Annotated in this window: 12 protein-coding genes; 2 read left to right on the forward strand and 10 right to left on the reverse strand. The window is 36.4% G+C overall.

The window, feature by feature from the left end:
- Nucleotides 1–233 precede the first annotated feature (233 nt).
- The 4 genes from IGJ02_RS16230 to IGJ02_RS16245 form a co-directional block, all read right to left on the reverse strand.
- The gene (locus IGJ02_RS16230; protein WP_430602721.1) at nt 234–416 is read right to left on the reverse strand and encodes a hypothetical protein; all 183 of its coding nucleotides are present in this window, start codon (nt 414–416) and stop codon (nt 234–236) included.
- Nucleotides 417–821: 405 nt separating this feature from the next.
- Complete coding sequence (locus IGJ02_RS16235; protein WP_430602722.1) at nt 822–1,796, reverse strand: dimethylarginine dimethylaminohydrolase family protein; 975 nt, start codon at nt 1,794–1,796, stop codon at nt 822–824.
- Nucleotides 1,797–1,893: 97 nt separating this feature from the next.
- Nucleotides 1,894–2,658 carry a peptidoglycan amidohydrolase family protein gene (locus IGJ02_RS16240; protein WP_010762149.1) on the reverse strand — a complete coding sequence of 255 codons (765 nt, stop codon included), beginning with the start codon at nt 2,656–2,658 and terminating at the stop codon, nt 1,894–1,896.
- A 24-nt stretch (nt 2,659–2,682) separates the two neighbouring features.
- Nucleotides 2,683–3,027, reverse strand: coding sequence for a hypothetical protein (locus IGJ02_RS16245; RefSeq protein ID WP_430602723.1), 345 nt, complete (start codon nt 3,025–3,027; stop codon nt 2,683–2,685).
- A gap of 320 nt (nt 3,028–3,347) precedes the next feature.
- On the opposite strand from IGJ02_RS16245, the gene IGJ02_RS16250 reads away from it, so the two are divergent.
- Nucleotides 3,348–3,866: a hypothetical protein gene (locus tag IGJ02_RS16250; RefSeq protein WP_430602724.1), complete on the forward strand. Its 519-nt coding sequence runs from the start codon at nt 3,348–3,350 to the stop codon at nt 3,864–3,866.
- A 43-nt stretch (nt 3,867–3,909) separates the two neighbouring features.
- Here IGJ02_RS16250 and mnmG read toward each other — a convergent pair whose 3' ends face one another.
- Together mnmG and mnmE are read right to left on the reverse strand one after the other, a co-directional pair.
- Nucleotides 3,910–5,814 carry a tRNA uridine-5-carboxymethylaminomethyl(34) synthesis enzyme MnmG gene (gene mnmG / locus IGJ02_RS16255; protein ID WP_010762146.1) on the reverse strand — a complete coding sequence of 635 codons (1,905 nt, stop codon included), beginning with the start codon at nt 5,812–5,814 and terminating at the stop codon, nt 3,910–3,912.
- Between the two features lie 13 nt (nt 5,815–5,827).
- A complete protein-coding gene (gene mnmE / locus IGJ02_RS16260) occupies nt 5,828–7,225 on the reverse strand; it encodes a tRNA uridine-5-carboxymethylaminomethyl(34) synthesis GTPase MnmE (RefSeq protein ID WP_010762145.1) in 1,398 nt (465 codons plus the stop codon).
- Between the two features lie 312 nt (nt 7,226–7,537).
- On the opposite strand from mnmE, the gene IGJ02_RS16265 reads away from it, so the two are divergent.
- Nucleotides 7,538–7,879, forward strand: a complete 342-nt coding sequence (locus tag IGJ02_RS16265; protein WP_010762144.1) for a hypothetical protein — start codon at nt 7,538–7,540, stop codon at nt 7,877–7,879.
- A 481-nt stretch (nt 7,880–8,360) separates the two neighbouring features.
- Here IGJ02_RS16265 and jag read toward each other — a convergent pair whose 3' ends face one another.
- The 4 genes from jag to rpmH form a co-directional block, all read right to left on the reverse strand.
- The gene (gene jag / locus IGJ02_RS16270; protein ID WP_010762143.1) at nt 8,361–9,134 is read right to left on the reverse strand and encodes an RNA-binding cell elongation regulator Jag/EloR; all 774 of its coding nucleotides are present in this window, start codon (nt 9,132–9,134) and stop codon (nt 8,361–8,363) included.
- Between the two features lie 15 nt (nt 9,135–9,149).
- Nucleotides 9,150–9,977, reverse strand: a complete 828-nt coding sequence (locus IGJ02_RS16275; RefSeq protein WP_010762142.1) for a YidC/Oxa1 family membrane protein insertase — start codon at nt 9,975–9,977, stop codon at nt 9,150–9,152.
- A gap of 15 nt (nt 9,978–9,992) precedes the next feature.
- Entirely contained in the window at nt 9,993–10,331 is a 339-nt protein-coding gene (gene rnpA / locus IGJ02_RS16280; RefSeq protein WP_430602725.1) for a ribonuclease P protein component, read from the reverse strand.
- Between the two features lie 453 nt (nt 10,332–10,784).
- Nucleotides 10,785–10,919 carry a 50S ribosomal protein L34 gene (rpmH, locus tag IGJ02_RS16285; RefSeq protein WP_010762140.1) on the reverse strand — a complete coding sequence of 45 codons (135 nt, stop codon included), beginning with the start codon at nt 10,917–10,919 and terminating at the stop codon, nt 10,785–10,787.
- Nucleotides 10,920–11,794: the final 875 nt, after the last annotated feature.

An 11,794-nucleotide genomic window follows, 5' to 3' on the forward strand; every position in this document is an offset into this window, starting at 1 on the left:
TTGAATTTAATTACTATAATGATTAAAAAACACCAAGAATCAATCACTTCAATGTTGAATGATTGATTTTTGGTGTTTTTCTATTTTAAAAGATTTACTACTTTGGTAAAGTCTATTTTGGTACTTTTGTCTTAAAAAATTGATTGATCAAAACGTTGCGTTGGGATTCACTAATACGGAAACTTCTCTCCCTTTGGTCGCCAAGTATTGTTCATCATCTGCTTTGACAACGACTAGCTTGATGCTTCTTTCCTTAGGATTTGACGGGCTTGATTCGTTGTACTGTGATTCACTAGTACGGAAACTTCTCTCCCTTTGGTCGCCAAGTATTGTTCATCATCTGCTTTGACAACGACTAGCTTGGTGCTTTTTTTCTTTAGGATTTGATTGGCTTGATTCGTTGTACTGTGATTCACTAGTATGGTAACTTCTCTCCCTTTGGTCGCCAAGTATTGTTCATCATCTGCTTTGGCAACGACTAGCTTGATGCTTTTTTCTTTAGGATTTGATTGGCTTGATTCGTTGTACTGTGATTCACTAGTATGGTAACTTCTCTCCCTTTGGTCGCCAAGTATTGTTCATCATCTGCTCTGTAGGCAGTCGCAGTGATTCACAACAAATACCCGCTCTTCGGGGAAAGAGCGGGAAAAGGAGTTAAAAAATGAAAAAGTGTTTTGTTAGGGTTGTTTGGTATAAATATATAATAACTCCAAATTGTGACTATTTTGTGTTGAAAAATTGGATTCTTTACTACGATTGTTTGTTGAAAATCTGAATTTATTTTAGATTTTTATAATCTTTGGTTGGGTTTTATCAAAAAGTTAGTTGCTTGTTCTCAATAATGCTTGTGTCGTACATCGAAAAGAGCCGCCAAATATTCTTGAAATTTCATAATCTAACGTTTCCACCTTCATCCCATAACTTTGCAACGCAGCAATCAATTCTGTAAATGATTGATCGGTAACGTACACAGATTCATTTATTGGGAGACCATTAGCCATTAATAAGGACGCTTCTTTTAAAGAAATATTTATCTTATCCCAATTGTTTAACTCTGTCGGTAAACCATCTAAAAATGCTTCCTCACAGTAAATCATCAAACCATCTTTGACCATGCTCAGTGCACAATCTAAATGTAGTATGTCTGGATGCAAACGTACTGGTATGACATCATAATCCCAGTGAGCTAAAAGTGACTTCAACCAATTGATTCCATTTAGATTACTCGCCAATCCAGAGTAACCCACAAATATTTTTTTCCCATAAACTAAAACATCGCCACCCTCTAGAAAAGGACCTGCTTCACTTTCTAATCCTTCGGAAATATCTGGTTGTGGCGCAGCTAAATAAACTGCTTCTGAATGTTTGGATTCTCCAGTTAAAATATCTCGAATCGGTAATATTTCCAACCGTCGATGAGCAAATCTCAGATTTCCTTCAATAATGAAATGACCAAATGTGAAAAACGGATCTCTTGAAAAAAAATTAGCATATCCATGTCCACTCTCTTCGCCTAACGTCTTTTCATATTCTGTTAACATTCTCGGTCTAATAACTTCTACGCCATAAGATGTTAATAGTTGAAACATTTCCTCTTTTTCATTTTCCCATTTTTTTTGCATATCTGGGTAAAGATCACCTACATCACCAACTTTATTACTGAAAAGAGTGAGGTTCTCTTCTGATAGAAAGCTTGTATCTAACTCATCTTCCCCTTCTGGTAAATAAAATTGTGATTGCGCTAAAACAACTCTTTTTAACGGAGCAAATTCACTCTCTACAAAATTAGTCTTCATTACTTGTCACTCCACCTATCGTTACTTTTTCATCATTATAGCAAAATTCTACTGATTTTTATAGAAAGGCAATCTTTACCAGATTATATCTTATTGATTAATTAAAGAAACCCGTTCCCCAAGTCGTGCCTGTCTGCCCATCATCTGGTCCCACAGCAATATAACGACGGGCGCCCCCTTGACTGATATAACTGATCCAAACATAGCCGTTACTATGAAGATAATAATCATAATTGATGGCCATGCCAGGTAAATAATAATCAAGTGCTGGACTACTATTGTCATCTGGATTCGTATCACGGCTAACCGCTAATTTTCTATCAGGATAAAATGTGCCTGACATTGAAATCAAGCCAGATTGTTGTTCTTGCGGCACGGGTTTTGGTTTTGGGGAATTTGGCTGTGGTTTCAGCTGACTGCTTTCATTTTTTCCATACCGATATACCGTTATTGCTGGACAGCCATTTAATTTCCAAATCGTGTCGTGATCATTGATTGTGATACCATTGTAGCCATAATTACAATGAATAATTTGGTCTTGATCATCTGCAAAAATGCCTGTATGACCTGCTGCTCCTCCTGATGCTCCACGATTTCCCCAAATAAAAATATCTCCTTTTTTAGCAGGATAATTACCGGATGCATCTGCTTGTACCTGAGTCCAGCCAGCCTTTTCTAAATGTGCGAAAAGAGTATCTGTATTCCCCATCACTCCACTGGTTAAAAAATCACCGCTGATCAAAGCGAAATAAACTGCGCTTGAACAATCATAGCTGTTCGGACCTAGTCTTGCATTCATCGAGTAGGTGACTTTTCCTTTACGGTCCGTCATCCATTTAATCATATTTTCTATATTAGCCATTTTTTTACTCCCTTAATTTATTTTTTATAGAATCGTCTTAGCAACTTCTTGAACCTTTTGAATGATTTCTTCATCCTCCATCCAATTATCAGCTTGAATCCATTGGAGAATCAACTTCATTTTGTTGGGCGTCTCCGGATCTTTATCAACTAATTGTTCAGATTCAATTAACTCATAGACAAACGTGTTCATGATATCTATATCTAGCTTTTTCTGTATTTGAAGAATATACGTCAATGGAGGATTCCATCGTTGACTAGCAGCTAATTTTGCTTTTCCTCCAACTAAATCTGACCAATTTAGTTCTTTTTTTATTCTGATTTCATCGATTACTTTCCAGAAATCATCGACTGTTTTAATTGTATACATTGGTTTTACTCCTTTATTTTGGTTTGTATTTATGCTTTGATCTTACTCTATAATCAAGCGTGTTAACTTTTAACTTACTTTTAAAAGTCTCCCAAAAATCGTTTACGTCTACATTCTAAAAATAAAAAATGTTTCACATGAAACAAAAAAGGCTTGGTATCAAGCCTTTTTAAAGAAGAAGCATTATGTTGAACAAAAACAGTCATGCCGAACCTACATAAAATAAGAAAAAATTTAATATAAACAGTGCACAATATATATATTATGTTAAAATTAACTAGTGTTATATAAAATAATTTATTTTAAAAGGAGAAATGGGAATGAAAAAGTTAAAATTGGGAATGGTTTGTTTATTTATGGGCGTATTAGTTCTTAGTGGTTGCGGTCAGACAAATAATAAGTCAAATTCAGCAAGTACTGATACTAATAGTCAGGAAGAAAGTTCAGAGTTGTCTACTAACGAGAGTGTAGAAAAAACATCTGAGTCTAAATCTAACAACTCAAGCGGTTTGAAGCTTATGATAGAAGCTGCTCAGTCACAAATCCCGAGCTTGAAAAAACAATACGAGGGAATGTATTCTGATATTTCTATAACTGAAGGTGAAGACAGTACTATTGTTTACACCTACACATTTGCACAGGAACCCGTTGCAAATATTGATACAGAAGCATTAAAACCAACATTGGTTAAAGGATTAAAACCCGTAATAGACGGAGCTAAAACGGTAGTTCCAGATGTTAAAATTCAAGTGATTTTCCTCAATCCAGATAAATCAGAAGTCATTAACTTTGTTATTACACAAGCTGACACAGATAGTATTGAGAGCGATACTCAGTAAACAGAGAAACCACCCTATTCGCTATAGGGTGGTTTTTTGTTGTTTAGTTTGTTTTAGTTACCTTTGCTATCTTACCTTGTTCGATATAAACCATCAAAATCGATACGTCAGCTGGATTGACACCACTGATTCGACTTGCTTGGGCAATCGTTTCTGGTTGAATTTTTTGCAATTTTTGTTTTGCTTCAGTAGCCAAACCATTGATTGCAGCATAATCGATATTTTCTGGAATTCGTTTGGCTTCCATACGTTTTAATTTATCGACTTTTTCCAAAGCTTTTTTTATATAACCTTCATATTTTAGTTGAATTTCAACTTGCTCAATGACTTTATCATCTAATTCTACCTCAGAAGATGGGATAAATTGTGTCACTTCATGATAGCTCATTTCTGGGCGTTTTAAGAAGTCTCCGGCTAGGACCCCATCTTTCAGCGGAACAGAACCTTTCGCTTCTAAAAACGCTTGTACGTCCGCTGTAGGCTTCACTCTGACTGAATTCAAGCGAGCAATTTCTGCTTCAACCGCTTTTTTCTTTTCAAGATAAGCTGCGTATTGGTCTTCTTTGACTAGTCCAATTTCATACCCTTGCTCTGTTAAACGTAAATCTGCATTGTCGTGGCGTAAAATCAAACGATATTCTGCTCTTGATGTTAGTAAACGATACGGTTCATTGGTTCCTTTTGTCACTAAATCATCGATCATAACACCGATATAACCATCGCTGCGTTTCATCACGAAAGGTTCTTTATCTTGGACTTTTAAAGCTGCATTGATTCCTGCAATTAGGCCTTGTCCTGCTGCTTCTTCGTAGCCGCTTGTACCATTTGTTTGTCCAGCCGTAAATAAACCATCGATAACTTTAGTTTCTAAGGTTGGACGTAATTGATGCGGCACGACAACATCATATTCGATCGCATAACCAGTACGCATCATTTCAGCTTTTTCTAAACCAGCAATTGAATGTAAGATATCCGTTTGGACATCTTCTGGTAATGAAGTAGACAGTCCTTGAACGTAAACTTCTTCTGTGTTCAATCCTTCTGGCTCCAAAAATAGTTGATGGCGAGGCTTGTCAGAAAAACGAACGATTTTATCTTCGATCGAAGGACAATAACGAGCGCCAACTCCTTCGACGATTCCTGTAAACATCGGTGCACGATGCAGATTGTCTTGAATGATTTCATGCGTTCCTTCATTTGTGTAAGTCAACCAACAAGAACGTTGATCTAAATTATAAGCACTATCCGGTGTACTAAAACTAAAGTGATTTGGTTGTTCATCACCAGGCTGTTCTTCTGTCACAGAATAATCGATCGTACTAGATTTCACACGTGGTGGTGTTCCTGTTTTGAAACGATCCATTTCAAGTCCAAGTTCTTTAAGATGATCCGCTAAACCAATTGACGGTAATGAATTGTTGGGTCCTGAAGAATATTTTAGTTCACCGATAATGATTTCTCCGCGAAGAGCTGTTCCTGCTGTAATAATCACGGCTTTACTTTGATATTGTGCACCTGTTGTTGTGATAACCCCTTTACAAATACCATCTTCTACGATCAAGCGTTCAACGATTCCTTGACGTAATGATAAGTTGTCCGTCCGCTCGATTGTGTGCTTCATTTCTGTTGCGTAAGCGTGTTTATCCGCTTGGGCGCGCAACGCGCGAACGGCCGGACCTTTTCCAGTGTTTAGCATCCGCATTTGGATGTATGTTTTGTCTATATTGTGACCCATTTCGCCGCCTAACGCATCGATTTCTCGCACAACGACGCCTTTTGCTGGTCCTCCCACAGACGGATTACATGGCATAAAGGCCACCATATCTAAATTGATTGTTAGTAGCAGTGTTTTACTGCCCATACGAGCGGATGCTAAGGCTGCTTCTGAACCGGCATGGCCTGCTCCGACTACAATTACGTCATAAGATTCTGCTTTAAATTGATTCATCGACTCTTCCTCTCTATTTCCCTAAACAAAATTGACTGAACAATTGAGTGATCAGTTCATCTTGGACACTGTCACCGACGATTTCACCTAAAAAATCCCAGCAGCGTGTCATATCCATTTGAACGAGATCGACCGGCATTCCAGCTTCGATTCCTCGAATCACTTCATCCAGCGCTATAGCTGCCTGATCTAGTAATGCGATATGGCGGGTATTAGATACGTATGTGGCATCTTTTTCCCCTGTTTGTCCGCCGAAAAATAAGTCTGCGATTTTTAATTCTAGTTGTTCCATCCCAGTATTAGATAAAACAGATACGGGTAAAATTTCTTCATCTTTAACGAGCTGTTTTAATTCTTCTCGATTTAATTGAGAAGGTAAATCCATTTTATTCAGTAAAATCACGCGCTTTAACCCGTCTGTCGCTACTAACAATTGACGATCTTCATTTGTTAATGGCTCATTTTGATTCAGAACTAGCAAAATCAAATCAGATTCAGCTAATGCTTTTCGGCTACGTTCTACGCCGATTCGTTCCACAATATCTTCTGTTTCTCTAATACCAGCTGTATCGATCAATTTCAGTGGTACTCCACGAACGTTGACATATTCTTCGATAACATCACGTGTCGTTCCAGCAATATCTGTTACGATCGCTTTTTCTTCCCGTAATAAATGATTCAGTAGACTAGATTTTCCAACGTTTGGACGACCGATAATCGCTGTGCTTAAACCTTCGCGCAAAATTTTCCCTTGTTTCGCTGTTGTTAGTAATCCTTCGATCTGAGCTTTAACAAATCCAGCTTTTTCAAGCAATAATTTTGTCGTTAATTCTTCTACATCATCATATTCAGGATAATCGATATTTACTTCGACCTGGGCCAAAGTTTCTAAGATTTCCTGTCTTAATGAGCGGATCAAAGAAGATAAATTGCCATCTAATTGATCTAACGCAACATGCATCGCTCGATCCGTTTTCGCCCGAATCAAGTCCATCACAGCTTCTGCTTGAGATAGATCCATTCGACCATTTAGAAACGCTCGTTTCGTAAATTCGCCTGGTTCAGCCAAACGTGCACCTTCTCTTAACAATAGCTGCAATAATTGGTTGACAACGACAATTCCGCCATGACAATTTATTTCAACGACATCTTCTCTGGTAAACGTTTTTGGTGCCCGCATGACAGATACCATCACTTCATCCAGCAAACTATCATCTTTAGGATCAAGAATATGACCATAATGAATCGTATGAGAGGGAACATCTAATAATTGCTTACTGCCAGAACGGTAAACTTTATCTGCAATAGCAACTGCTTCATCGCCACTTAAGCGAACAATACTGATTGCTCCTTCGCCAGGAGGCGTTGAAATTGCGGCGATTGTATCAAATTCTAATGTTATTTGTTGCATGTTTGACTGACTTCCTTTCGTTATTGAATTGAGCTGTTTTTCGCGTAATACTTACTACGTTAAGCAACACCTATCTTTTTTAACTATGTATAAATCAATTTTTGGCTACAAAAAAAGCGCCCACTCCACCCCTATTTTTTCAGGTTGGATCTAGCACTTTCACTGCATCAATTCCTATTAATTTCTTGACATAGAATAGCATATTTTTATATTTTTCGCAAGATTGTTTATTTACTAAAATCGTTCGTTAACTTTGCATTTCTTCTGGTTTATCTTTAAAATAAACTTATATAAGGCAAGGAGGTTCCTATAATGAAACGAATAAAAAAAGAAGAATTCGATGAACAAGAATTAGAAAATCGTTTAAGTGGAATCACATTATCTACAGGAAATGTTAATAAAAAGTATATCGTTCGAGATATTGTTTTTGCGACAGATCGAATCGAGACAGATTTATTTTCACCAGATGTCAATCCAAATGATGTTTTCAGCGGTGTTTACCGTCAGTTGAAAGTGATTGCGTTTGAATATGAAGCAGATGCTGTAATCAATTGTCATTTTGAAGAAAAATATGTGGAATATCAAGGAAAATGGGTCGTTGAGATATTTGCTTATGGAACGGTCGTTCAGTTTACACAGACAAATATTGGCTAAATGTACTTCAAAGAGAGATTGGGACAGAACAGTTTAACTCTAAGAACTAAAGAGGTATTCTCCGATATCAGTTCATATCTCACTGTGTTTCACAACAATTTCAGCTTATTTCCGAAGCCTTCAAAACTCAGCGCTTTAACACTTTGAACTTGATGTGAGTAAAGCGTAGTTGTTGCTTTTGGCCCACTGTTTATCTGGATTCCATGTGACTGGGATATGACTCACAGAGTTATGTCTCGGTCACTTTTTTCTTTCTGGTTTTTAGCAAAATAAAAAACCTGATTCTAAAAGAACCAGGCTGGAAGAAGCACGACTGCTCCAACTACTTTATCATCGTATTTTGTACGTTGATAAGAATGATTTCGTTTAAAATATACTTTGTTTAACTGTGTTTGTCAATGTATTTTTTTGAAGAACTATCTAAACAAACAATAAATGCTCCTTTAAAAAAATTACTTTTTAAAGGAGCATTATCTATTGTTTAATAATATTTTTTCGCAGGTTCAACAACCAAATAACGATACGGTTCATCGCCTTCTGAATGTGTTTTGATATGATCATCTTTGCTCAAGGTAAAGTGAATTTGTTTTCGTTCAAATGCAGGCATTGGTTCTAGAAAAACAGGTCGACCAGTTTGTTTGACTTTTTCTGCCGTTCTTTCTGCTAAACGTTGCAAGATTGCTTGACGTTTTTCACGATAATCACCCACATTTACCACAACAGACAACTTGTTTTCTGCAACACGATGAACAAAAACTTGGGCTAAATATTGCAGTGCATTTAAGACTTTTCCGTGTTTTCCGATCAAGATTCCCTGTTTATCTGTATCTAAATGGAAAACTAACAAACCATCTTTACGTTCTAAGCGGACTAATGCTGGTGCATTCAATTCTTTTGAAATTGTTGTTAAATACATCGCTAATTCAGTGATGGCTTCTTCATCTTCTAGGTTTTCCAAGATTTTTGGTTGAGAGGAATCTGAGGTTTTGGCAGCTAATAATTCTTCAACAGCTGTTTCTACTTTTACTTCCTCATCTGTCACAATGATATCTTCAACTGTCTGTGCAACTGCTTCTGTGATTTGCTCACTGACAGTAGGTTCAATCGAAACTTGAGCAAGTTTTTTACCCAAACCCAAGAAACCTTTCTTAGCGTCTGCGATCACCTTGATCTCTACTTCTTCTTTTGACAAATTCAGTGCGTGTAAGCCCTTAGTTGTTGCTTCTTCAATTGTGTTTCCCTCATATACCGGCATCTGGAAAACCTCCTTTTATTTTTTCTTATTTTTTTTCTTAGGATTCATTGCTTTCTTCAATGCTCGTTCGCGTTCTTTCACTTGTCGTTCAGCTTCTGCACGCTCTTTACGGATTTTGAATGGGTTATTGATCAATAATGTTTGACCAACTTGGAAAGCATTAGAAACCACCCAGTAAAGTGATAATCCGCTGGCTAAGCTCATACCCATTACAAAAATCATAACTGGCATTACGAAGTTCATGATTTTAAGTGAAGCATTTGATTCTATTTGGCTCATGCTAGTCAAGTAGCTGCTGGCAAATGTAAAGACAGCCGCTAAAATAGGTAAAATCAGATATGGATCGGGTTGGCCTAAGTTCAGCCACATAAAACTTCCCTGCTTCAATTCTGGTACACGTGAAATTGATTGATACAGCGCCATCATGATCGGCATTTGAATCAACAATGGTAAACATCCAGCATAGGGGTTTACGTTATTTTCGGCATATAATTTTTGCTGCTCTTCACGGAATAAACGTTGTGTTTCTGGATCTTTTGATGAATATTGTTTTTGTAGCGCTTTTAATTTTGGTTGTAATTCTTGAGTCTTACGCATGCTTTTCGTTTGGAAATGCATTAATGGTAATAAAATGATTCTGATTACTAATGTAAATAGGATGATCCCGATACCAGTATTTGCTGAAATGGATAAAAATTTAATTGCTTCAGCGAAATAATAGACAATATAGCGGTCCCAAATTCCTGTACTACTCTCGTTGATCGGGGCTGTTCCACAGGCAGACAACACCAAAACAAGTGTCACTAAACCTGCCATCAATAATAGGCGTTTATACTTCTTCACAAAACTGTTCCTCTCTTATTTCAAAATTTTTGCAAGTTTTAAAACATGCGTCACGTTGCTATGAATTTCTTCAGAAGTCAACTTGTCGACGCCAGGTCTTGCGATGATAATAAAATCACAAGTTGGATCGATTGATTCTTTTAATTGGTAGATCGACGTACGAACTTTACGTTTTACAGCATTTCTAACAACCGCATTCCCAACTTTTTTCCCTACAGAAATTCCTACTCGAAAATGCTTTTGTTCTGGCTTTTCTAATACGTAGACGACAAATCTTCGGTTAGCACAGGACTGTTTATGTTGAAATACTGCTTGAAATTCTTTTTCTTTTTTTACTCTATAGGATTTCTTCATCTGCATCCCTTTGTTTCTTTCTATCTTTCTTTTTTACTCACTCTACAATGATAGCATATTTTAGTCATTTTTTTGCAAAATTAAAGGAAAATATCTAGAGATTTTGGCGATAATGACTCTAATTTCATATCTTATCATTTTTTTGGTTTTTTTTCACTTTATTTTACGGGATTGAAAGATTTTTTGAGGTAGCGGGGTTAATTTTTAAAATTTTAGTTTTTAGAAATTGGTGAGGTTGAAATGAATAGGTTTTATTTAGAATGTTGCTGTTACCTTCATCTGATTAATAGTGTTACATTTCAATATTACTGCACTATTTTTTCAGAGTTAGGCGTTTGGTGATTCACTAGTGATGAACAACAAAAGAACCCTTTATTATTTCCACACATACATTGTGAAGATAATAAAGGGTTCTTAGTTTAAACTTGATTCGTTATTTAAAGTCAACATAGATTATGCTGAAATAACTTTTCTGCCTTTACGACGTCTGCTCGCTAATACGTTGCGACCATTTTTTGTGCTCATGCGTTTACGGAAACCGTGAACTTTTTGACGTTTGCGTTTGTTTGGTTGATACGTTCTTTTCATCTCTTGTTCCACCTCCTGAAATTGTAACTATCCATCAATACATAGACATACTTTGATAGTATAACTAGTATTGGGTCAGTTTGTCAATAATTTTTCAGGAAATATTTTTCCTCCTAATCAAATAAGTTATCCACAAAATGGAAAATTTCAGGGATAACTTGTGGATAGTTTTTTTGCTGCTCCCATTTCATTTTTACTTTTCTCAGTGTTTATACACAAAAAAACAGGGTGTTAAAAAGTTATGCACATCTTATTTTTTTATTGTGTATAACTTCCTAAAAAGCTTGGATTACTTGGTTTTGTTTTGCAGAATCTGTTGTGGATAAATAAAATAACAATAAGAAATCCACTGTTTGTTTTCGTGTTGTGGATAAGTTTATAACCCTCTGTGAATTTTTTTTCCACAATTCACAATTTGCCTGTGGAAAAAGTTCCGAAAAAATGCTAAAATTCTATTTGCTTATCTATTTATATTTGTTCTGCTTTTTTATATAGAAAATTTGTTCCGTTCTATGGGTCAGCTTCTTGTTAAATTTGGAAAAAGAATACAAACTGATTCTGGCAAAAAATGCCACTCTCTTTTTTCTTATCAGAACTGGACGAGCCCCATGCACTTTTACTTTGAAACATGCCAAATCATGAGAAGATATTGATTGGTCTGAGATGTCTAGTTGCCTCTATTCATTATTTGATGTTAAGAAGTATAAGGTGAGGCAACGCGGAACGTTGTTACTGTATATTACCCTAGCTGCACAAGCCAGCTCTTCGGAAAAAAGATAAACTATGAATAAGGAAAAAATACCTTAGTCATAATTTCCAATTTTTCTATCAGAGCTAAATGGTTTGTTCCGCTTTTAAATTAAGGAGGTCACCAT

The sequence above is a fragment of the Enterococcus sp. DIV0724b genome, assembly GCF_050531475.1.
In the GTDB taxonomy this organism is placed as follows: domain Bacteria; phylum Bacillota; class Bacilli; order Lactobacillales; family Enterococcaceae; genus Enterococcus_L; species Enterococcus_L haemoperoxidus.